Below are 22,031 nucleotides of genomic sequence, written 5' to 3' on the forward strand. Positions count from 1 at the left end.
TGCCCTGTCATGGGGTGGCTGGTCCAGTCCCGCCCATGTGGATTTTCTGAAGAGATTCGAGGAAGCTGTTTCATGTTCGAACGTCCCTCCGGCCGTACTGACGACGCCCTTCGCCCGGTTACCATCGAGACCGGTTTTTCCACTCATGCGGAAGGGTCCGCCCTGATCCGTGTCGGCGGGACGGAGGTGCTCTGCACCGCTTCCGTCGAGACACGGGTGCCGCCGTTCCTGCGGGGGCAGGGCCAGGGCTGGGTCACGGCGGAATATGGGATGCTGCCCCGTGCCACCCACACCCGTGGTTCCCGCGAGGCCGCCCGTGGCAAGCAGTCCGGCCGCACGCAGGAGATCCAGCGTCTCATCGGCCGTTCCCTGCGGGCCTGTGTGGACCTCAAGGCTCTGGGCGAGTGCATGATCACGCTGGACTGTGACGTGCTGAACGCCGATGGCGGCACACGCTGTGCCTCCATTACCGGGGCGTGGGTGGCTCTGGCCATCGCTCTGGAAGGCATGGGCAAGTCGAAGGCGCTGACGGGGCAGGTGGCTGCCGTGTCCTGCGGGCTGACGGATGCCGGGCCGGTGCTGGACCTTGATTATGCGGAAGACAGCACGGCACAGGCTGATACCAATTTCGTTCTGACCGCTGATGGCGGCATCGTGGAAATTCAGGGTACGGCAGAAGAACGACCCTTCCGGCCTGAAGAATTCCAGATTCTGTTTGGTCTGGCCCAGAAAGGTACAAAGGAGCTGTTCGCCGTACAGAAGGAGGCCCTGGCCCGCAGGAAGAAAGGTGCATGATGAGCGGGCAGGATTCTGGCCGCCGTCTGGAGCGTGGCAGCGAGATTGTTCTGGCAAGTCACAATGAAGGCAAGCTGCGGGAATTTTCTCTCCTGCTGGCAGAGAGCGGCATCACGGTCCGCTCGGCTGCCGAACTGAACCTGCCAGAGCCTGAAGAGACGGCTGCCGACTTTGAGGGCAATGCGCTCATCAAGGCGGAAGCCGCTGCCAGGGCAACGGGCCTGCCGGCACTGGCCGATGATTCCGGCTTCTGCGTGGCGGCATTGGATGGCAGACCGGGCGTCTATTCTGCCCGCTGGGCAGGCCCGCAGCGGGACATGATACTGGCGATGAACCGTGTGCATGAGGAGATGCAGGCCAGCGGGTCGGCTGACAAGGCAGCGTCGTTTGTGGTGGTGCTGTGTCTGGCATGGCCGGATGGGACGCATCGCTTCGTACGGGGTGAGTGTCGGGGGCAGGTCTCATGGCCACCGAGGGGGACGCATGGGCATGGTTATGACCCCATCTTCATTCCTGAAGGAGAAAGCCGCACGTTTGCCGAGATGGCCGAAACGGAGAAAAACCGCTTCAGCCATCGTGGGCAGGCGATGCAGCAGTTTCTGAAAGAGTGCGTAGCCTGATTGTAATAGTGGCTGTGTGTAGGGGATGGGTACGGCACCATTGGTGGCTGTGCCCATCTTTTTTTTGGCCATGGGAACGTGATGGATGAGAGAAAAGTTAATTCACGTCTTCACATGGGTAATAAAATGAGATTTAATAAAAATAACTATTATTTAAAGTAATAAGTGAGCCGCTCATGCAGACAGGCAGGCCATCGTGGCGAGTGACGATGCAGGAAAGACCGGACCTGTCTCTGAGGTGTGTCAGCCTGTTGGGGCGGACGGGCAGGTTTTTGCGGTCCCCGGTAGTTCTTGCCGTACTGTCTGTTGCTGCAGGGCTGGGACAGGCGGAAGCGCAGGTTACTGAAAAGGTTCCCCCTGCCGTGGAGACCATGCCGGGAGCCGGGGTGATCGGCCAGCCACGCCGTGTCACGCTGGAGGAGAACCGGTCCCGCAAGCGGCATCAGGGAGACTGGGGAGCCTTCAACTGGGGGAATGGTGAATTTGCCGGGTTCGGGCCGGTTGGTGTCTACGGGGTCGCCCCCTGGGCCGAGGACTGGAGCAGCAAGAAAGACCCCAGGAATTACACGGATTTTCTTGATCCCCTGAAGGCCATCCGCCTCAATGAGTCGGGCAGCATCTGGCTGTCGCTTTCCGGTGAATCCCGGATACGCAACTGGTATGAGTCGAGCCCCATGCTGGGGACGGTGAACAGGCGTCATTCCGGCCGGTTTACGGTACGCAACCTGCTGGGGGCGGACCTTCACCTTGGCCCGCACTGGCGGATATTCGGGCAGCTGAACAATGGTGAGGCGGCCGGATGGAACTATTACGGCTATAATGCGACATGGCGGCGCAGGCTGGGGGTGCAGCAGCTCTTTGTCGGGTATGAGCGTAAACTGTTCGGTGCAAAGACCGGCGTGATGGTCGGGCGGCAGCAGTTTCTCGATGCTCCTTCATGGCTCGTCTACATGCGGGAAACTCCCAACGTCCCGCTTTCGTGGAATGGTGTCCGTGGCTATGCGCTGTGGAACCGGATCAGGCTGGACCTGTACAATTTTGTCGCTACACAGGTGACGAGGGATACCATCATGGGGGGCGGGTTTGATGATGGCACCCGCCTTTATGGGGGGAATGTCGGGATCGCCCTGCGGCCCTTTTCCATTGGGGGGAGCAGGTCCATTCCTTTCTGGACCTCTTCTGGATGGGTTTCCGTGATGAGGGGAAAACGGCAGCCGTGGCCCGTTACAAAGGGTCGGAGGCGGGAACGCAGACACGACAGAATGGTGGCTTCCGCTGGTATGGTTCGGCACCGTCCTTCGAATATGAGCTGGGGGGCGTGTATCAGGGGGGACGGTTCCATCCCGGCACGTCATCCATTGCCAGCCGTCCCGTGAGTGCCTGGGCCGTGCGGGGCGTGCTGGGCTGGCGTCATTCCTCATCCTTTCTGCATCCCTTTCTGGGCGTGCAGGCGGAGGCTTACAGCGGAGGAGACAATCGCCGGAAAGAGGGAACCGTGGGCACGTTCTCGGCTCCGTTCTCACCCCGTAATGGAACGTTCGACCTGACACGCACCATTGCGAGGGCCAACATCGTGAGTGCCGGCCCGCTGGCCAGCATCGCACCCCGGCCTTTCATGAACATCCGTATCCGGGTGCCTTACCTCTGGAGGGAGAGCATGAATGACGGGCTGTATAATTCATCATCGCCCTTTTCTTTCCTTTCAGGGCCGAAGCTGCGGCAGGCCGGGCGGGCCGTGGGGTTGCAGCCGCAGGGGCAGGTGCAGTTCCAGCTTCAGCAGCACGTCAACTGGCAGATTGATGGGGGAGCGATTCTGCTGACACATCGCATGAGGCAGGCCGGGGGGAAGAACGGGACCTACATGCTCTCGACCCTCACGCTGCGTTTCTGAGCCTTCTGATAAATACGATTTTGTATTGTGAAAAAGAATGGCGGTCTCAGAGGCGATTTTCCGCCGTTTCCTGCCGGAGGTCAGGCTTCCTGATTCTTTGGAAAGCTCATAATGACATTCTTATATCCTGAAAAATTGATGATTTATCAAAAATCATCATTGAAGCCCGTTAAATATGTAATTAGTTTCTTTCTTATCGTATTTTCCGAAGGGAGCAGATCACATGGCAATATCGGACGATGAGTTCCAGGCCCTGCCCCGGCAGGAAGACGTGGCTGCCTCGGAGGAGGAAACGGGCCGTGTGCTGTCCTCCGTTCTGGCCCGTTTTCCGGGCCGTGTGGCGGTGATTTCTTCTTTCGGTGCCGAGTCTGCCGTGCTGCTGGCGCAGGTGGCGGCACAGGACAGAGCCGTGCCTGTCTTTTTTCTCGATACGGAGCGGCATTTCCCGGAAACGCTGGCCTATCGGGATGAGCTGACCCGTCATCTGGGGCTGGAGGATGTCCGCACCCTGCGCCCTGCCCGTGCCGAGGTGGAGTATCGGGACCCGGAGGGCCAGCTTGTGGCTTTCGACCCCGATGCCTGCTGCGCCCTGCGGAAGGTGGAACCGCTGGAGGTGGTTCTGCCGGAGTTCGACATCTGGGTGACAGGCCGCAAGCGGATGCAGGCGGCCACCCGGGCGGCCCTGCCCGTGGCGGAACGGCAGGAGGATGGCAGTGTGAAGCTGAATCCTCTGGCTGGCTGGAGCGAGGCGCAGATCGCCCGTTTCATGGAGGAGAAAGCCCTCCCGCCGCATCCGCTGGTGGCGCAGGGTTACCGCTCCATCGGCTGTGAACCCTGTACGAGGCCCGTGGGAGCGGGAGAGGACAGCCGTGCCGGACGTTGGGCCGGACTGGCCAAGACGGAATGTGGCCTGCATCGGCCTGTTTCCACACCGCCCGACGCCAATGTGGAAGAAATCTCAGCTGCTGCCCTGATTGCAGAGCGGCCCGCACGATAAGACCGGGCCGCATGGCCCATCAGGAAGGAAAGGGAGCAGTCATGGCTCTGGAAGACGCACATATCATGGATGGTCTGGACCAGCTTGAGGCCCAGAGCATTTTCATCCTGCGGGAGGCCTACCGCAAGCTGAAGCCCCTGGCCCTGCTCTGGTCACTGGGCAAGGACAGCAACGTGATGGTCTGGCTGGCCCGCAAGGCCTTCATGGGGCATGTGCCTTTTCCTGTCATGCATGTGGACACGGGCAAGAAATTTCCGGAGATGTATGCCTTCCGGGATGAGTACGTCAAAAAGTGGAATCTGGACCTTGTTCTCGGGGAGTGTCCCCCGGTCGAGGACATGGACCCCTCCCTGCCACCGGCGGCCCGGTCTGCGGCCCGCAAGACGGCTGGTCTGGCAAACCTGATCGACCAGCACAAATTCCGGGGTGTTGTTGCGGGCATCCGGCGTGATGAGCAGGCCACCCGTGCCAAGGAGCGTGTCTTCAGTCCCCGTGGTGCCGGTCACCAGTGGGATGTCCGCAACCAGCCACCGGAATTCTGGGACCAGTACGCCACGCCTTACGAGGAGGGGATGCATGTCCGTGTCCATCCGCTGCTGGCGTGGCGGGAGCTGGACATCTGGCGGTACATCGAGCGTGAGAAGATTCCGCTCGTGGACCTCTATTTTGCAAAGGATGGCAAGCGTTATCGCTCACTGGGCGATCAGGACATCACCAGCCCGATCGAGAGCAATGCCTCCACCGTGGCGGAAGTGATTGCCGAGCTGGAGACAAGCCGTACCTCCGAGCGTGCGGGCCGTGCCATGGATCATGAATCGGAAGATGCCTTCGAGCGTCTCCGTGTTGCCGGTTATCTGTGAGGGGACTTTTTCGATGACACAGACTCATTCACCATCATCGCAGGTCCGTCACGGTGTCAGCACGCCGATCGTGATCGTGGGCCATGTGGATCACGGCAAATCCACCCTGATTGGCCGCCTTCTGTATGATACGGACAGCCTGCCGGATGGCCGCCTCGTCCAGATCGTGGAAAGCAGCCGGAAGCGTGGTCTGGCCGTGGAGTGGAGCTTCCTGCTTGATTCCCTCCAGATCGAGCGGGATCAGGGTGTGACGGTGGATTCCACCCGCATTCCGTTCCAGCTGGATGGCCGGGATTTCGTCATCGTGGATGCGCCGGGCCATCGGCAGTTCCTGCGCAACATGATTACCGGTGCTGCCGATGCCGAGGCCGCCGTGCTGGTGGTGGATGCCGCCGAGGGTGTGCGGGAGCAGACACGCCGCCACGCCATGCTGCTGCGGCTCATCGGCATCAATCATGTGATCGTCCTGCTGAACAAGGCCGACAGCATCGGGTTTGATGAAGCCAGACTGAAGCAGGTGGAAGGTGACATCCGTCAGCTGCTGGGGCGGCTGGAGATCAACGTCAACCAGGTCATTCCGGCCTCGGCACGGGATGGCGACAATATCGCCACACGTTCTGAAAAGGCCGACTGGTACAGGGGGCCGACCCTGCTGGAGGCCCTGTCTCTCATCCAGCCTCCGGCATCCCGTCATGCCCTGCCATTCCGTATGCCGGTGCAGGACGTGTATCGTTTCGAGGGCATCCGCTATGTGGCGGGACGCATCGAGCGTGGCACGGTGCGGGAAGGAGACCGGCTGGAAATTGGCGGGCAGGGGCAGGAGGCCACCGTGGCCGAGGTCTGCCGCTGGCATGCTCCGCATCATCCTGTGGCCGGAGCTGGTGAATCCATCGCCCTGCGGCTGGAGCCTGATCTGGTGCCGGATCGTGGGGACCTGCTGTTCCCTGCCGGTGATGAAGCCGCAGCCCCGCTGAAGGCCGCCCGTCTCAGGACACGGCTGTTCTGGCTGCGTGGTGAGCCGCTGCGTGTGGGGGAGAGTTTCCGGCTGCGTCTGGCCACGGCAGAACATGATGTCACCGTGGCTTCCATTGATGCCGTGGTGGACCTTGATGATCTCAGCCTGAGTCCGGCGGATGAGGTGCCACCGGACGGCTTTGCCGAGATCACCCTCGCCGTGGCCCGCAACATCCTCTTCGATCCCTTTGCGCCGGGAATGCCGGACGGGCGTGGTGTTCTGGTGGACCGTCATCAGAAGATCGTTGGCGGTGCCCCGCTGATCGGTCCGGCGGCCCTGCCGGAGGGAGCCAAGGCCATCCATCCGACAGCCAGCGGCGTGAGTGATGCCGTCCGGGCTGGTCTGCGGGGGCATGGTCGGGCCGTGTTCTGGATGACCGGTCTGCCCGGTGCCGGAAAGAGCACCATCGCCCGCCATGCCGAGGAGGCCCTCAGCCGTGAGGGGCTGCATGTCACCGTGCTGGATGGCGATACGGTTCGCTCCGGCCTGTGCAGCGATCTTGGCTTCTCGCCGGAAGACCGGCGGGAGAATATCCGCCGTGTGGCCCATGTGGCCCGTATTCTGGCGGATGCCGGGCAGATCGTGCTGGTGGCTCTGGTCTCTCCGCTCATCCGGGACCGGGCGATGGCCAAGGCGATCATCGGGGAAGACTGGCACGAGGTCTTTGTGGATACGGCCCCCGAACTGTGCCGCCGCCGTGACCCGAAGGGCCTGTATGCTCAGGCGGAAGAAGGCCGGATTGCCGAGTTTACGGGTGTGTCTTCGGCTTATGAAGCACCGGAAAAGCCGGATGTTGTCGTCCCCGGTGATGGTGACGTGGCCCGGAGCGTACGGCACCTGACGGACGCCGTTCATAAGGTCGTGCGCTGACAGACGGTTCTGCCGGGCCTTCCTCCATGAGGTGAGGCCCGGCGGGCCCCGGTTTCTGAAAGAACATGGAACAGGAACCCGGTTTTTCCAGCAGGAAAATGCCGGTGGGGGAGGCTTTGTCTGAAAAAGGCTCTTTCCGTTCTGGGAGAAGGATAAGGTGATGGGGCATCTGGCTTATGTCATCTCCGGCGCATTGGTCGGGTTTCTGGTCGGCATGACAGGCGTGGGTGGCGGATCGCTGATGACGCCGCTGCTCATCCTGCTGTGTGGGATCCACCCCAAGGCTGCCGTGGGGACGGACCTCGTCTATGCCGCCGTGACGAAACTGTTCGGGACAGTCCTGCACAGGCGGTGCGGGCCGGTACGCTGGTCCATTGTGCTGTGGATGATGGCAGGCAGCCTCCCCGGTGTGGCGGTGGCTCTGCTCTGGCTGCGGCATCTGGGGTCGCCGCAGGAGATGGCGCATGTCATCCGCCTGTCGCTGGGCATCTGCCTGCTGGTGACGGCCCCGGCCATCCTGTTCCGTCCGACGCTTAAAGCGTGGGTGCTGCGGCATCAGCTGGGGGGACCGGTACAGTCACGGGTTCTGACGGTCGTGCTGGGTTTCGTGCTGGGCTGCATGGTCAGCCTGTCCTCCGTCGGGGCCGGGGCCATCGGCATGGCCGTGCTGGTGATGCTGTATCCGACCCTGCCCCTGCGTGAACTCGTGGCCATCGACATTGCCCATGCCATTCCCCTGACACTGATTGCCGGGGCAGGCCACTGGGTGGAAGGGGACGTCATGGTGCCGACCCTGCTGCTCCTGCTGAGTGGCTCCCTACCGGGCATCTGGCTTGGTACCCATTGCGCCGGGCGATGCCCGGAACGCTGGCAGCGGCTCATTCTGGGAACTCTGTTGTTGCTGATTGGCGTGAAGATGATCTGAGGAAAGGCCGGGACATGTCCCGGCCTTTTTTATGGGCACCGGAAAAGAATGGCTTCACATATGTTATGTTATAACATAACTTGCGATGAACAATCAGACCAGCATGACGAGGACTGGAGAACATCATGGTGATGATGGGACGGGGTGGAGCCATTTATGCGGTGTTGGCCCTGGTGGCGTCTGGCACGCTGTCTCAGGCAGCCCAGGCTGGTGATGTGGAGACAGGCGGGAAGCCGTCAGTCACATCCACGGGAGACCAGCCCCAGAATGGGGGGGATGGGTCTGTCCGTAAGGTGGACAGCAGGGAGGAGCATATTCACGTCACGGCCCGGCGGCTGGATCAGGCCCGTGCGGCTCTTCAGCCTGCCATCGGGGCCACGCAGACGAATTTTTCCCGCAAGGCCATCGAGGCCAATCCCGGTGCCGACAATGCCCCGCTGAACAGCATCCTGTTGCAGGCTCCCGGCGTGGCGCAGGACAGTTACGGGCAGATTCACATCCGGGGAGATCATAATGATGTCCAGTTTCGGCTGGATGGTGTGGCCCTGCCGGAAGGTGTGAGCGTTTTTGGGCAGGCTCTGATGACCCGCTTTGCCCATTCCATGAGCCTGACGACCGGTGTCCTGCCAGCGGAGTACGGCTTCCGGCAGGCCGGTGTGATCGACATCCAGACGAAGAACGGCGTGTCGGATGAAGGCGGAACCCTCTCTGGTTATGGTGGCGTGCGGGACTATGTGCAGCCTGCCATCCAGTATGGCGGGCATTGGGGGCAGTGGGATGGCTTCATCACGGCAGATGCCGTTCACAATCGGGTGGGGATCGAGAACACGACCCCCAGTTACAATGCCATTCACGACCTCTCCAACCAGTATCATGTTCTGGGGCATCTGCGGTATACTCTCCGGCCGGAAACACGCTTCAGCCTGACGGCGGGGCTTTCCAATGCCTGGTATCAGCTGCCCAACAATCCCGGCCAGCAGCACCAGTTTGCCACGCCGCTTTTCAAGGCGGACAATCGGCCTGTGCAGGAGGATGCGCCAGACAGCAGCCATCTGGATGAACACCAGCAGCAGATCACGGATTTCGCCATCCTCTCCTGGCAGGAAGACCATGAGAAGGTCAGTGCCCAGACATCCGCCATCCTGCGGTACAGTTCCATGCGCTACTCACCCGACTGGGTGGGGGACCTTGTCTATAACGGCCTTGCCCAGCAGGCAGCCCGGTCGGTGTTTTCCAGCGGTGTGCAGAGTGATGTGACATGGCACGTCAATCGCACGCATACCGTGCGGGGAGGTGTGCAGGCTTATGGCGAGCGTGCTGTGAGCAAGAGCAGCTCACTGGTCTATCCGGTTGATGAAGAAGGGACTGTCAGCCCCCAGACCGTGAAAGTGCATGATTCATCGGGCAAGACGGGTGCTTTGTACGGGGTCTATCTCCAGGATGAATGGCACCTTGCACGGTCTCTTGTCTTCAATGGAGGGGTACGGTTTGATGGTGTGGAGGAATATGTTCATGCCCACCAGCTCAGCCCCCGTGTGTCGCTGGTCTGGACACCATGGCATGGCGGGCGGTTCCATGTGGGATATGCACGTTATCTGACACCTCCGCCTTTCGAGACGATTGGCACGACATCTCTGGACCGTTTTGAGGGGACATCCGCCGCACCGGCCAACTATCAGAATGATCGTGTGAAGGCGGAGCAGGACAATTATTATGATGTCGGCTTCATGCAGCAGCTGACACGCCATTGGCATGTCGGGCTGGATGCGTACTGGAAGCAGGCGAAAAACCTGATTGATGAAGGGCAGTTCGGCGCCCCTGTCATTCTGACAGCGTTCAATTATCACCGGGGCCGTGTCCGTGGTGTGGAGCTGACGACTGATTACAGCACGGGCCCCCTGACCCTCTACGGCAATCTGGCGGTGTCACGGGCCACGGGCAAGGAGATTACGTCAGCCCAGTGGAATTTTGACAGTGACGACCTCCACTACATGAGGAATCACTGGGTCCATCTGGATCATGACCAGCTGATCACGGCCTCTGCCGGTGGCTCCTATGCTTTTTTCCACAGGACGAATCATCCCCTCCAGTTTTCGGGCACCATGATTTATGGCAGCGGCCTGCGGAAGGACAGGGAAACAGCCGGAGGTACCATCCCCAATGGGGCGCATGTGCCGCAATATGTCACCTTCAATCTGGGGCTGGTGCAGGCTTTACGGCATATGCCCTGGCTGGGCGGACACACCATGCAGCTGCGGCTGGATGTCATCAACCTGTTCGACCGGCGATACATGTTGCGTGATGGCAGTGGGGTCGGTGTTGGTGCCCCGCAATATGGTCTGCGGCGCAGCGTGATGGGGGGCGTTGCCTTGTCCCTGTGACGATGGAACATCATCACAGGGCTGCCATCCTGTAGAGATATGGTTGGGTGGTTTCTTTTTGGTGGGTTAGCCCTTACCCTTGGCATGACGCCATAGCGGCCGGAGTGTCAGGGACAGGGATTGCATGAGGAAGATACTTTTTACATCGGGCATCGTACTGGCCTTTCTGGGGTATGCGTTTTTTTCCATCAGTGATGCCTGTTCCAAGGGGTTGGCCGGGCGGCTGGACCCGTTCGAGGTAGCGTTTTTCGGCGGTGTGTTCGGCCTGTTGATCGTTCCGCTGCTGAAGCGCCCGAATGAGTCTTATCGGGCGCTGGTGTTGTCCAGTCATCCGTGGCTCTGGCTCGTGCGGGCGGCGGCGGTCTTCGTGGCCACGGCAGGAAGTGTGGAGGCCTTCATGCTTCTGCCCATGCCAGAAGCCCTCTCCCTGATGTTCCTGATGCCGTTTTTCGTCACCATCGTCTCCGTGCTGTTCCTCAAGGAACAGGTGACGGGATGGGCGTGGCTGTCTGTCCTGCTGGGTTTTGCAGGTGTGATGATCGTGCTGCGCCCCGGTGTGAAGGCGCTTCAGTTCGGGCATCTCTGTGCCATTGTGGTGGCCATGGCTTCGGCTGTCAGCGTGATTGCCTACCGTTTTGCGGGCAAGGAAACATCCCGCCTGACGCTGTACGGCTCCAGCCTGTGCGGGCCGCTGGTGGGGGATGGCATCCTGATGGTGCAGCATTTTGTCGTGCCACATGGGGTGAATGAATGGCTGCTGCTGTTTGGCTACGGGTTTCTGGCCGCAGCCGGGCAGCTGCTGCTCATGCTGGCCGCCTCCATTGCCCCGGCCAATCGTGTGGCCCTGCCGCAATACAGCCAGATGGCCTGGATCGTGGCTTTCAGCTACTTCATTTTCAACCAGCCCGTGGACATGTGGGATGGTATAGGCATTGCCGTCGTCACCCTGTCCGGAATGTTGAACTGGCTGCGGCAGAAGATCCGTTTCGAGAAGATGCTGCATCGTGGCTGGTGGTGGCGGCGCAAGCCTACACCGGAGGTCATTGCCGCCACTCCTGCCGCCGTCATCACCCCGCCGCTTGAGGACAAGCCCCACGAGTGAGGGGGGGGGTTACCTAGGAATTGTTGGGCGTTTCTGTTTTGTGATGACAGCTGATTGCGAAGGGGTATTCGGTTGATGTGAGAGTGCTTGCGGGCTGCTGTGATTGTGTTGGTAATCATCGTGATAAAGATCCAGGTCTCCAAAGCGGGTGAATTCACCTTCAAAGTAGAGATGGACAGTGCCGGTCGGCCCGTGGCGCTGCTTCTCCAGAATCAGCTCGGCCTTGTTGTGGACGAGCGACATCTTCCGCTGCCATTCTTCCAGGGCGATCTGGTATTTGTCCGGACTGGGGAAGGAGGCTTCCTTGGGTTTGCGCTGTTGCAGGTAATATTCGTCACGATAGACGAACATGACAGCATCGGCATCCTGCTCGATGGAGCCGGATTCACGCAGGTCGGAGAGCATCGGGCGCTTGTCGTCACGGGATTCGACCTGACGGGAGAGCTGGGAGAGCGCAATGACGGGCACTTCCAGCTCTTTGGCGATGGCTTTGAGGCCCTGCGTGATCATCGAGATTTCCAGCACGCGACTGTCCGGTCTTGTGCCAATGGCCGGGCGCATGAGCTGGAGATAGTCCACCACCACGAGGTTCAGCCCATGTGTGCGGGCCAGCCGGCGGCAGCGTGTCCGCATGGCGGAGAGGGAGATGGCTGGTGTGTCGTCAATATGCAGGGGCAGGCGTTGCAGCTCCGTGGCAACACGGACGAACCGGTCGAACTCCTTCGGCCCCACATCGCCACGGCGGATGCGCTCGCCTGATACCTCGGCCTGTTCGGAGAGGATACGGGCGGCCAGCTGCTCGGAGGACATTTCCAGTGAGAAAATGGCCACACTGCCACGAGGTGGCTCACCTTTTTCTTCTGCCTCCCGCAAGAGGGACTGCGCTGCGGAGAAGGCGATTTTTGTAGCAAGGGCGGTCTTGCCCATGGCAGGACGGCCAGCGAGGATCAGCAGGTCGGACGGGTGCAGGCCACCGGTTTTCTTGTCGAAATCCCGCAGGCCAGAGGTCAGCCCGACAATGTCGCCCGTATGCTGGTAGGCCTGGTCGGCAATGTCGAGAGCCTTCTTCAGGGCCTGGGAAAATACGAGAAAGCCGCCTTCCTGTCCCTTGTCCGTTGCCAGGTTGAAGAGGGCTTCTTCCGAAGCGGAAATCTGTTCCGGCCCGTCCAGATCAGGTCGGGCACCGTGAGCGTTATTGACGATGTCCGTGCCGATGCCGATCAGCTGGCGGCGGACCCAGCAGTCATGGATGACCTTGCCATAATCACGGGCATTGACGATGCCCACCATGGCATTGAGCAGTTTGGCCACATAGTCGGCCCCTCCGGCCGCAGCCAGAATGGGGCTGGCCTCGAAGTCGCCCCGCATCGTGATGATGTCGACGCCTCCCTTGCCGCCATTACGCTCGATGCGTTGCGTGATCATCTCATAGATGTGGGCATTGACGGCATCGGCAAAATGGGAGGGGTGCAGGAAGTCCGAGACGCTCTCATAAGCCTTGTTGTTGGTCAGGATGGCCCCCAGAAGGGCCTGCTCCGCTGGCAGGTTGGCAGGTGGAACACGCTGGAGCATTTCATGGAGGCTTCCGCCGGGTTCCGCTGCGGGGCTGGGCTGGGGGGCAGGGGACTGGTCGCTCATGCTGGTCCGTTTCGCTCTGTCATTGGGGTGTGTCCACACAGTGGCAGGGTGCGGACGGGGAAGGGGAAAAGTGTGATCCCCTTTCAGTGTGGGGAGGCGCCATCCAGCGCCAGGGCGCAGCCTGCCAGATAGAGGCTGCCGCAGATCAGGACTCGGGCTGGTCTGCCCGTGGGGCTGGCGTTGTCACGCAGGCGTTTCAGGGCGGTGCGTATGTCCGGCCCGGGCAGGGCTGTGCCGCCTGCCGCCGCTGCGGCTTCCAGAATGGTCTGGACAGGCATGGCCAGGTGCTGTCCGTCTTCCGCCACAGCCTGTATGGAGGTGGCATGGGGGATCAGGGGGCGCAGGAACCCCTGCACGTCCTTGCTGTCCTTCAGCCCGACGATGAGATGCAGGGGCCGGTCCTGCCATGTTTTGAGAACATCGGCCAGAACGGTACCGGCCCCGGGGTTGTGGCCACCATCCAGCAGCAGTTCCCAGCCTGGGGGCATGTCATGGGTAAGGGTGCCATGCAGCGTCTGGAGGCGGGCAGGCCAGCATGTGCTGGCAATACCGGCAAAGGCCGTGTCTGGCAGGTTCAGGCCGGCATGGCGGAGAGCTGCCACGGCCAGGGCCGAATTCTGTGCCTGATGGGGACCATGCAGGGCTGGAGCAGGCAGTGTCAGCTTTCCGGCCTCGTCCTGATAGAGCAGGCCGTCCTGTCGCGGCGTGATGGTGAATTCATGGCCCAGCCGGTAAAGTGGGGCTTCGTGGGTTCTGGCAATCTCTGTGATGGCTGCCATGACATCATCCGGCTGTGGAGCCACGAAGACCGGCACGCCCCGCTTGATGATTCCGGCCTTTTCCCGGGCAATGCCTGCCAGATCATCGCCCAGAAAGGCCTGATGGTCCAGGCTGATGGAGGTAATGATGCAGGCCCGGGCCGTGGGGATCACGTTCGTGGCATCAAACCGGCCACCAAGCCCGACCTCCAGAACCAGAAGGTCAGCCGGAACACGGGAAAAGAGGAGGAACCCGGCGGCTGTCAGTACCTCGAAGACGGTGATGGGGGCTCCATCATTGACCTGTTCAATTTCTTCCAGAGTGGCCACGAGCTGATCTTCACTGACAAGCTGTCCGGCCAGACGGAAGCGCTCCGTCACGTCCAGCAGGTGCGGGCTGGTCATGACATGGACCTTCAGTCCCGCAGCTTCTCCAATGGCTCGCAGATTGGCACAGGTGCTGCCTTTGCCGTTGGTCCCGGCAACATGGATGGTCGGTGGCAGGGACCGTTCAGGATGGCCGAGGCGGGCGAGCAGGACTTCCAGCCGGTCCAGAGAGAGGTCGATCAGCTTGGGGTGCAGTTCCTGGAGGCGGCGTACTACCGCCCCGGTCCGCCCGTGGAATTCACTTTGCGGGGTGCTGGTCTGCTGGCCTGTTGCCATGATTGCGTAATCCGGTTGTCTCAGGGGGGGACGGCAGGAGAGAGGCATCGTCCCGCCCTGCTGTCAGCCGCGGGGCAGCAGGGCAGGGACACGTTCAGGAGGCCCGGGCAGCCTTGGCGTCCCCGTTGGCGGCGGGGGACAGCATCCCGATCAGACGCCCCAGAAGGGCGGGGAGTTCGGCACGGCTGGCAATGATGTCCACCATGCCGTGGTCTTTCAGATATTCGGAACGCTGGAAGCCTTCCGGCAGTTCCTCACGCACCGTGTCACGGATGACACGGGGGCCGGCGAAGGCGATCAGGGCATTGGGTTCAGCGATGTGGATGTCGCCCAGCATGGCGAAGGAGGCGGACACGCCACCCGTCGTCGGGTTGGTGAGGACTACCAGATAGGGCAGCCCGGCCTCACGCAGCATTTCCACGCCGATGGTGGTACGGGGCATCTGCATCAGGCTGACAACCCCCTCCTGCATCCGGGCCCCACCGGAGGCCGTGAAGATGATGAGCGGTGCCTTGCGCTGGATGGCCTCCCGGCAGGCTGTCAGGAAAGCCTCCCCAAGGGCGCTGCCCATCGTCCCTGCCATGAACTCGAAGGCCATGACGGCCACGACGGCTTCCCGCCCGTCGATCCTGCCATGGGCGACAAGCAGGGAATCATCAAGACCCGCCTTGGAGCGGGCAGTTTTCAGGCGGTCCGTATAGCGTTTGGAGTCCCGGAAATGCAGCGGGTCGGCCGGGACGGCGGGCAGGTCGATGGTGGTATACTGGCCATCATCGAAGGTCCATTTCATCCGCTCATGGGCTGTGGCACGCATATGGTGCCCGCAATGGGGGCAGACCTTCTTCTTGCGGACCAGCTCCTTGGTGAGCATCATCTGCGAGCATGATTCACAGTTGGTCCAGAGATTGTCTGGCACATCCCTCTGTAACAGGCTCCGCAGTTTGGGACGGACATGTTCGGTCAGCCAGCTCATGGTGTTCTGTTCACTCTCCAGCAGTGGTGCATCATCAGGCGGACCCGGGCCTGCCGGAGGGCCATCGGAGTGGTGCATCCCGGTACGGGGGCACCATGGCACTGGCCGGAAGGGGGGCTTCATGGTCGGGCGACTTTATCCGGGCTTGCCTGAAGATGCCAGCTTTCTCTTCACCGGCTGCGTGACTTCCTGCCCAGCGGGAGGGTTTTCAGGGCTGGAATGGCGGTAGAGGGCTGTCTGTCTTCAGGGGGCGGAGGGCGATGTAGGATTTCACGTGGCCGATCGTGTCATGCGCCAGCAACTGGTCTGTAACGAAAGTGGAGAGGCTCGGCAGGTCTTTCGTCACGACCTTGAGGATGTAATCGGCATCACCGCTGACGGCATGGGCTTCCTGGATCATGGAGGTACTGTTTATGAGGGCCTGGAAGCGTTCGAAGGCCCCGGCAGCATGGCCCTTCATGATGACCTGGACGAAGGCCATCACGCCCAGCCCCATGGCCTGCTGGTCCAGCGTGACACTGTACCCCCGGATGACACCGGCCTTCTCCAGCAGGAGTCGGCGGCGGGAACACTGGGACGGTGAGAGGCCGATGGCCTCGCCCAGCTCCCGGTTGGTCAGACGCCCGTTGCGGTGCAGGGCGGACAGGAGCTTCCAGTCAAGATGGTCCATGATGTGCGCTTTCATGCGTGATCCGTGCGGAGAAGGGGGCATGATAGATCATATTTGCACACAGATTGCATATATATTGCAGTATGATCGAGGGCCGAACGGGGTTTCGTGCGAGGCGGGTATTCTGCCTGTACGGGAGTACGCCCTCTTCACAGGTTTTAGGAATTTGTTCATGCGCATGCAGATCGGGGCCTATCTGGCCCGCCGCCTCGTCGAGGCAGGAATCAGCCATCTTTTCGGTGTTCCGGGGGATTTCAACCTTTCTTTTCTGGAGCAGGTGGAGGCTGATGCGTCCCTGACCTTCGTGGGGAACTGCAACGAGCTGAATGCCGCCTATGCCGCCGATGGCTATGCCCGCACCTCCGGCCTGTGCGGCCTGGTGACGACCTTTGGCGTGGGTGACCTCGGGGCCATCAGTGGCATTGCCGGGGCCTATGCCGAGCGTGTTCCGTTCGTGCACATCACCGGGATTCCACCGCTTCATGCGGTCGAGGGGCGTGCCCTGCTGCATCATACGCTGGGTGATGGCGGGTATGGCAACATCGGGCGGTGCATGGCGGAATATACGGTCGCCCAGGCCCGCCTGACGCCGGAAAATGCCGTGGAAGAAATCGACCGTGTCCTCCAGACCTGCTGGCGGGAGCGGCGGCCTGTCCATCTCCAGCTGCCATCCGACATCACCCATCTGAACATCGAGGTGCCCGAAGAGCCGTTCCGTTTTGCCCTTCCGCAGGGTGATGCGGAACAGGTGGCCCTGGCGGCCGGGCACATCGCCACACGTCTGGCTGCGGCCCGCTCGCCGGTGATGATTCTCGATTCCGATGCCGACCGCTTCGGCGTGGCCGGGCAGATTGCTGTGCTGGCGGAACGCTGTGCAATCCCCTGTGTGGCGGCGGCTCCGGCCAAGGCCGTGCTGGATGAGACAGCCCCCTACTATCTGGGTGGCTATGTGGGTGGGGCCAGCCGCCCGGACATCAGGGAGCTGGTCAGCCAGTCAGACTGCGTGATCGGGGTCGGCCTGCGTTTCACGGAGCTCAACACGGGCTTCTTCACGCATGAGATCCGCCCGGAGGCGTTCATCAATCTTCAGGCCCATGATGTGAGCCTTGCAGGCCGGTCCATTCCGGCTGCCCCTGTCGGGGCCGTGCTGGAGGCCCTGCTGGCGCAGGTGACGCCGTCTTCCCGCACGCTGCCTGCCCGTCCGGCGGATTCTGCTGCGTCCCTGCCCGGTGAGGCGGCGGACCGGCTGACCCATGCGACCCTCTGGCCCCGTGTGGCCCGTTTCCTGAAGGAAGGGGATGTCGTGGTCGGTGAGGCGGGGACGAGCAACACCGCCCTGCTGGGCACGCCTTTCCCCCGGAACAGCCATTACATTTCCCAGCCCATCTGGGGGGCCATCGGCTATACCCTGCCAGCCCTGTTCGGCTCCCAGCTTGGCAGCCCGGACCGGCGGCACCTGCTCTTCATCGGTGATGGTTCCTTCCAGCTGACAGCGCAGGAGCTCTCCACCATCCTGCGGCATGACCAGAAGCCCATCATCTTCCTGCTCAACAACAGGGGCTATACGATCGAGCGCCTGATTCTGGGGGAACATTCCCGGTACAATGACATTGCCAACTGGCGTTATGCTGACCTGCCCCGGGCGTTCGACCGGGAGGACAGGGCCCTGTCCCTCGTGGTGGAAACGGTCAGCGATCTGGAGCAGGTCCTGAAACAGGCAGAACAGGCCGACCGTGCCGTGTTCATCGAGGTCCTTCTGCCGGAGATGGATGCTCCGGATGCCCTGAAGAGATTTGGCATGGTCGTGGCGGATTATGATTACGGCCCGCAGGGCCCGCACAATGCCAGTATGAAGACCAGTGTGAAAAAAGGATGAAGCAGTCCATGTTCCAGTCTGTTGAACTGTCTCCGGGAGATCCCATCCTGTCGCTGGTGGAGGACTTCAAGCGGGATGACCGGGCGAAGAAGGTCAATCTCAGCATTGGCCTGTATTATGATGAGGCAGGTCATGTCCCGCAGCTGGCCTGCATCCGCAAGGCGCATGAAAGGCTGGCCACCCAGCAGGACAGGCCGGACCTCTACCTGCCGATGGAAGGTCTGGCTTCCTACAGGCAGGCTGTCCAGCACCTGCTGTTTGGCTGTGGCAGCGAGCCGGTGCAGACCGGCCGCATCGCCACGGTCCAGAGTCTTGGTGGGTCTGGCGCGCTGAAGGTCGGGGCAGATTTCCTGCACCGCTATTTTCCTCAGGCCGAACTGTGGGTCAGTGATCCGACATGGGAAAATCACATTTCCATTTTTGCCGGGGCCGGTTTCAGGACACAGGCCTATCCCTATTTTGACCCGGCAACGGGCAGTGTGAATTTTGAGGCCATGATGGCCTGCATCCGCCAGATTCCGGAACATCATGTCGTCCTGCTTCATCCCTGCTGCCATAATCCGACAGGGGCCGATCTGACGGCTGACCAGTGGGATGAGCTGATCCCTGTCCTGAAGGACCGGAAGCTGATCCCGTTTCTGGACCTTGCCTATCAGGGGCTGGGTCATGGGCTGGAGGCAGACGTGTATGCCGTGCGGGCCATGGTGGATGCGGGGCTGGAGTTCCTGCTCAGCAATTCGTTCTCCAAGATATTTTCCCTGTATGGGGACCGCATCGGGGCCCTGTCGGTCGTCTGTCGGGATGGTGATGCGGCAGAGCGGGTGCTGAGCCAGCTCAAGGTCACGGTGCGGCGGAACTATTCCAGTCCGCCCGTCCGTGGGGCGCAGCTTGTGGATGCCGTTCTGGGAGATCAGGCCTTGGCGCAGCTCTGGCGGGAGGAAGTGGCAGCCATGGGGGCCCGCATCCGTGTGATGCGCCAGAGGCTTCATGAGCAGCTTTCCGCCCGTTTACTGGGGCAGGATTTCCGGTACCTGCTGAAGCAGCGTGGCATGTTCAGCATGATGAAGCTGTCACCCGCTCAGGTGGACCGTCTGCGGGAGGAGCATGGTGTCTATGTTCTTCGCAGTGGCCGTGTCTGCATGGCGGGGCTGAATGAGCACAACCTGCCGCCTGTTGTGGAGGCTCTGGCCGCCGTTCTGGCTGGTGTGTGAGGAGGAGAGGCCGGGGGCAGGGCATGAAGGCCCGCCCCCGGCCAGGGTCTCAGACTTCCGTGCTGGTCTCGGTTTCCACGACCGTGCGGAGGCGTCGCAGCCGTAACGTGTTGCAGAGCACGAAGATGCTGGAGAGCGCCATGGCCCCTGCGGCGAAAGGGGGGACAGCAGCGTGCCAGTGAATGGGTAGAGCACCCCTGCGGCAATCGGCAGCAGCACGATGTTGTAGGCGAAAGCCCAGAAGAGATTCTGCCGTATGATGGTCATCGTGGCCCGGGACAGGGCAAGGGCATTGGGCACGGTCATCAGGCTCTCGCCCGTCAGGACGAGGTCTGCGGCCTCTATGGCGATATCTGTTCCATGGCTGATGGCAAGCCCGGTGTCAGCCTGTGCCAATGCCGGGGCGTCATTGATGCCATCGCCCACGAAGGCCACGGAACCGTGTGTCTTCTGAAGGGTCCGTATGGCCTCACCTTTTTCATGCGGCAGGACCTGGGCGATGACTTCCTCGATTCCGGCCAGGCGGGCGATATGCCGGGCTGTAGGTTCGATGTCCCCGGTAATCATGGCTGTCCGTATATTCTGGGCCCGCAGGGCTGCAACGGCTTTCATGGCGGATGGGCGGATGGGGTCCGCCACGCCCATGAGGGCCACGATCTGCCCCCCATGGGCCATGAAGAGGGGGGACGTGCCTTTCTGGCTCAGCTCTGCAGCAAGCCGGTTGGCTTCTGCATTATGGAAGCCCAGAGCCCTCATGCAGGCCTGACTGCCAAGATGGATGCTCTGCCCGTCTTCATCCTGCGCTTCTATGCCCAGTCCGGGCATGATGCGGGCATGACGGGTCTTTACGGAAGGCAGGTCCCGTTCCTGCGCAGCTGTGACGATGGCCCGGCTGACAGGGTGGTCGGACTGCGTTTCGACCGAGGCGGCAAAGGCCAGCAGGGTGTTCTCGGTCTGCTCAGGATGGTCGGAGGTGTTCTTGTCCAGCAGGTAGAATTCTGTCATCCGGGGCTGGCCGGCCGTCAGGGTGCCGGTCTTGTCGAAGGCAACCAGAGTGGTGGATTCCAGCGTCTGGAGGGCTTCGCCCTTGCGGAAGAGGATGCCCATTTCCGCCGCTTTGCCCGTACCGACCATGATGGCTGTTGGCGTGGCGAGGCCCATGGCACAGGGACAGGCGGCGATCAGTACGGCAATGGCATTGACGAGAGCATGGCCCAGCGCCGGGGCAGGGCCCAGAAACAGCCAGATGAGGAATGTCAGCACGGCCAGCAGAATGATGGCTGGGACAAACCACAGGGTCACTTTGTCCACGAGGGACTGGATGGGCAGTTTGCCACCCTGGGCCTGTGCGACCATGCTGATGATGCGGGCCAGCATGGTGTCGGCTCCGGTGGCCGTGGCCTGGACCGTCAGTGTTCCTTCCTGGTTGATGGTCCCGCCGATGACGGTATCGCCGACCTGCCGGAGGGCTGGCATGGGCTCGCCTGTCAGCAGGGATTCATCCAGATGGCTTTCCCCTTCCAGTACGATTCCATCCAGCGGAACCCGCTCGCCGGGGCGGACAAGGAGCCTGTCGCCCGTCTGTATCTGGGCGACAGGGACAATGCGGCATGTTCCTTCAGTCAGCAGATGGGCATGCTGCGGTTGCAGATGGGTCAGTTTTTCCAGCGCTGCGGATGTGCGGCCTTTTGCTCTGGCCTCCATCATGCGTCCCAGAAGAACGAGCGTCAGGATGGCTAGGATGGTGTCAAAGTAGAGATGCTGTGTACCGGCTGGCATCAGGGTGGGGCAGAACACCACGAGGCTGGAGTACAGATAGGCGGCCCCGGTCCCCAGTGCGACCAGTGAGTTCATGTTTGGTGCCCGGCGCAGCAGGGCCGGTATCCCGGCCTGGTAGAAGCGCCGGCCCGGTCCCAGCAGGGCGACACTGGCCAGTGCCCATTGCAGCAGGGGCTGTATGGCAGGTGGAATGAGACCAAACCCGTGTCCCATTGTCATGAACAGGATGGCCAGCCACAGCAGGGCAGACATCATCAGGTCCCGCCACTGGGTTTTCATGGCCTGCTTCATGCGTTCTTTCTGTGTCAGGGCATTTTCCAGCCCTGTCTCTCCCTCCAGCAGCGAGGCGGCGAATCCCATTTTCTGGATGGCGCTGATGAGCGCCTGATGTGTGGCTGTCCCGGTTACCTGTGCGGTGGCGGTTGCCAGATTGACGCTGGCCATCCTGACGCCGATGACGTCCTGAAGGCTCTTCTCCACCCGTGTGGAACAGGCAGCGCAGCTCATCCCTTCAATGCGTAATGTGATGGGCGGGGACGGGACATTATACCCGGCCTGTTCGACAGCCTGGATGAGAGCCGTGCGGGAGGCTGTGCCTGTGACATGGGCCGTGGCAGTTGCCAGATTGACGCTGGCCTGTTCAACGCCTGGAACGGCCCGGAGGGCTTTCTCCACCCGTGCGGAGCAGGAGGCGCAGCTCATCCCTTCTATGGGAAGCGTCTGGGATGATGGTGAAGCAGGCATGGGGCTCCCCTGTATGGTGGTGTCAGGCTGGTATATCGTGCAGTAGCATGTGGAACAAAAGTAGCATTTGCTGGGCATGGGTGAAGAAAAAACGTTTTTCTGCATGGGAGTTAGACGGACATATGCAGAAAAGACGAGGCTCCCATGAGAGAAATTTGCTGAATGGTAAAATGATCAGTGGTATGTTTACCGGCAGTCAGTAATTTTCTGGCGCAAATGCAAGATTTGATCCGCCAGACCGGTTGTTCCGGTACAGTGGCGGA

Annotated in this window: 15 protein-coding genes and 2 pseudogenes; 12 read left to right on the forward strand and 5 right to left on the reverse strand. The window is 61.4% G+C overall.

The features are described from left to right. Positions 1-72: 72 nt before the first annotated feature. From rph to DTQ13_RS05525, 10 genes and pseudogenes are all read left to right on the forward strand, one after another. A complete protein-coding gene (gene rph / locus DTQ13_RS05480) occupies positions 73-795 on the forward strand; it encodes a ribonuclease PH (RefSeq protein ID WP_248460288.1) in 723 nt (240 codons plus the stop codon). Next, positions 795-1,415 carry an RdgB/HAM1 family non-canonical purine NTP pyrophosphatase gene (gene rdgB / locus DTQ13_RS05485; RefSeq protein WP_154981003.1) on the forward strand — a complete coding sequence of 207 codons (621 nt, stop codon included), beginning with the start codon at positions 795-797 and terminating at the stop codon, positions 1,413-1,415. The genes rph and rdgB overlap by 1 nt, the downstream gene beginning before the upstream one ends. Before the next feature lie 371 nt (positions 1,416-1,786). Continuing rightward, positions 1,787-2,440 (forward strand): annotated as a pseudogene (locus DTQ13_RS09205) (alginate export family protein); the annotation flags it as partial. A 158-nt stretch (positions 2,441-2,598) separates the two neighbouring features. Beyond that, entirely contained in the window at positions 2,599-3,306 is a 708-nt protein-coding gene (locus DTQ13_RS05495) for an alginate export family protein (protein ID WP_248460289.1), read from the forward strand. A gap of 223 nt (positions 3,307-3,529) precedes the next feature. Continuing rightward, complete coding sequence (locus tag DTQ13_RS05500) at positions 3,530-4,303, forward strand: phosphoadenylyl-sulfate reductase (RefSeq protein WP_081847662.1); 774 nt, start codon at positions 3,530-3,532, stop codon at positions 4,301-4,303. 65 nt (positions 4,304-4,368) lie between these two features. Next, positions 4,369-5,163, forward strand: a complete 795-nt coding sequence (gene cysD / locus DTQ13_RS05505; RefSeq protein ID WP_043558821.1) for a sulfate adenylyltransferase subunit CysD — start codon at positions 4,369-4,371, stop codon at positions 5,161-5,163. Positions 5,164-5,176: 13 nt separating this feature from the next. Further along, positions 5,177-7,048, forward strand: coding sequence for an adenylyl-sulfate kinase (cysC, locus tag DTQ13_RS05510; RefSeq protein ID WP_043558723.1), 1,872 nt, complete (start codon positions 5,177-5,179; stop codon positions 7,046-7,048). A gap of 160 nt (positions 7,049-7,208) precedes the next feature. Further along, positions 7,209-7,973: a sulfite exporter TauE/SafE family protein gene (locus DTQ13_RS05515; protein WP_043558721.1), complete on the forward strand. Its 765-nt coding sequence runs from the start codon at positions 7,209-7,211 to the stop codon at positions 7,971-7,973. Between the two features lie 131 nt (positions 7,974-8,104). Further along, on the forward strand, positions 8,105-10,354 hold the full coding sequence (locus DTQ13_RS05520; RefSeq protein WP_408902125.1) for a TonB-dependent receptor: 2,250 nt from the start codon (positions 8,105-8,107) through the stop codon (positions 10,352-10,354). Between the two features lie 124 nt (positions 10,355-10,478). Continuing rightward, a complete protein-coding gene (locus DTQ13_RS05525) occupies positions 10,479-11,456 on the forward strand; it encodes a DMT family transporter (protein ID WP_052348948.1) in 978 nt (325 codons plus the stop codon). A gap of 9 nt (positions 11,457-11,465) precedes the next feature. On the opposite strand, the gene DTQ13_RS05530 is transcribed toward DTQ13_RS05525, so the two are convergent. From DTQ13_RS05530 to DTQ13_RS05545, 4 genes are all read right to left on the reverse strand, one after another. Then, positions 11,466-13,028: a replicative DNA helicase gene (locus DTQ13_RS05530; RefSeq protein WP_243831555.1), complete on the reverse strand. Its 1,563-nt coding sequence runs from the start codon at positions 13,026-13,028 to the stop codon at positions 11,466-11,468. A gap of 149 nt (positions 13,029-13,177) precedes the next feature. Further along, positions 13,178-14,515, reverse strand: a complete 1,338-nt coding sequence (locus tag DTQ13_RS05535; RefSeq protein WP_248460291.1) for a folylpolyglutamate synthase/dihydrofolate synthase family protein — start codon at positions 14,513-14,515, stop codon at positions 13,178-13,180. A gap of 94 nt (positions 14,516-14,609) precedes the next feature. Continuing rightward, positions 14,610-15,488, reverse strand: coding sequence for an acetyl-CoA carboxylase, carboxyltransferase subunit beta (gene accD / locus DTQ13_RS05540; protein WP_081563350.1), 879 nt, complete (start codon positions 15,486-15,488; stop codon positions 14,610-14,612). A gap of 208 nt (positions 15,489-15,696) precedes the next feature. Beyond that, positions 15,697-16,173 (reverse strand): Lrp/AsnC family transcriptional regulator, encoded by a 477-nt coding sequence (locus tag DTQ13_RS05545; protein ID WP_227431405.1) that lies wholly within the window; start codon positions 16,171-16,173, stop codon positions 15,697-15,699. 157 nt (positions 16,174-16,330) lie between these two features. Between DTQ13_RS05545 and DTQ13_RS05550 the strand changes: the two genes are divergently transcribed. Together DTQ13_RS05550 and DTQ13_RS05555 are read left to right on the forward strand one after the other, a co-directional pair. Further along, complete coding sequence (locus DTQ13_RS05550; protein WP_248460292.1) at positions 16,331-18,034, forward strand: alpha-keto acid decarboxylase family protein; 1,704 nt, start codon at positions 16,331-16,333, stop codon at positions 18,032-18,034. Positions 18,035-18,042: 8 nt separating this feature from the next. After that, on the forward strand, positions 18,043-19,245 hold the full coding sequence (locus DTQ13_RS05555; RefSeq protein WP_248460293.1) for an amino acid aminotransferase: 1,203 nt from the start codon (positions 18,043-18,045) through the stop codon (positions 19,243-19,245). 216 nt (positions 19,246-19,461) lie between these two features. On the opposite strand, the pseudogene DTQ13_RS05560 reads toward DTQ13_RS05555, so the two are convergent. Next, positions 19,462-21,873 (reverse strand): annotated as a pseudogene (locus DTQ13_RS05560) (heavy metal translocating P-type ATPase); the annotation flags it as partial. Between the last annotated feature and the right edge of the window lie 158 nt (positions 21,874-22,031).

Origin of the sequence: Parasaccharibacter sp. TMW 2.1888, from assembly GCF_023167265.1 — a bacterium.
GTDB classification, from domain to species: Bacteria; Pseudomonadota; Alphaproteobacteria; order Acetobacterales; family Acetobacteraceae; genus Bombella; species Bombella apis.

Coding starts and splice junctions, on each gene's coding strand:
- rph (WP_248460288.1), top strand. CDS start 73: ATGTTCGAACGTCCCTCCGGCCGTACTGACGACGCCCTTCGCCCGGTT.
- rdgB (WP_154981003.1), top strand. CDS start 795: ATGAGCGGGCAGGATTCTGGCCGCCGTCTGGAGCGTGGCAGCGAGATT.
- DTQ13_RS05495 (WP_248460289.1), top strand. CDS start 2,599: ATGGGTTTCCGTGATGAGGGGAAAACGGCAGCCGTGGCCCGTTACAAA.
- DTQ13_RS05500 (WP_081847662.1), top strand. CDS start 3,530: ATGGCAATATCGGACGATGAGTTCCAGGCCCTGCCCCGGCAGGAAGAC.
- cysD (WP_043558821.1), top strand. CDS start 4,369: ATGGATGGTCTGGACCAGCTTGAGGCCCAGAGCATTTTCATCCTGCGG.
- cysC (WP_043558723.1), top strand. CDS start 5,177: ATGACACAGACTCATTCACCATCATCGCAGGTCCGTCACGGTGTCAGC.
- DTQ13_RS05515 (WP_043558721.1), top strand. CDS start 7,209: ATGGGGCATCTGGCTTATGTCATCTCCGGCGCATTGGTCGGGTTTCTG.
- DTQ13_RS05520 (WP_408902125.1), top strand. CDS start 8,105: ATGATGGGACGGGGTGGAGCCATTTATGCGGTGTTGGCCCTGGTGGCG.
- DTQ13_RS05525 (WP_052348948.1), top strand. CDS start 10,479: ATGAGGAAGATACTTTTTACATCGGGCATCGTACTGGCCTTTCTGGGG.
- DTQ13_RS05530 (WP_243831555.1), bottom strand. CDS start 13,028: ATGCTCCAGCGTGTTCCACCTGCCAACCTGCCAGCGGAGCAGGCCCTT.
- DTQ13_RS05535 (WP_248460291.1), bottom strand. CDS start 14,515: ATGGCAACAGGCCAGCAGACCAGCACCCCGCAAAGTGAATTCCACGGG.
- accD (WP_081563350.1), bottom strand. CDS start 15,488: ATGAGCTGGCTGACCGAACATGTCCGTCCCAAACTGCGGAGCCTGTTA.
- DTQ13_RS05545 (WP_227431405.1), bottom strand. CDS start 16,173: ATGAAAGCGCACATCATGGACCATCTTGACTGGAAGCTCCTGTCCGCC.
- DTQ13_RS05550 (WP_248460292.1), top strand. CDS start 16,331: ATGCGCATGCAGATCGGGGCCTATCTGGCCCGCCGCCTCGTCGAGGCA.
- DTQ13_RS05555 (WP_248460293.1), top strand. CDS start 18,043: ATGTTCCAGTCTGTTGAACTGTCTCCGGGAGATCCCATCCTGTCGCTG.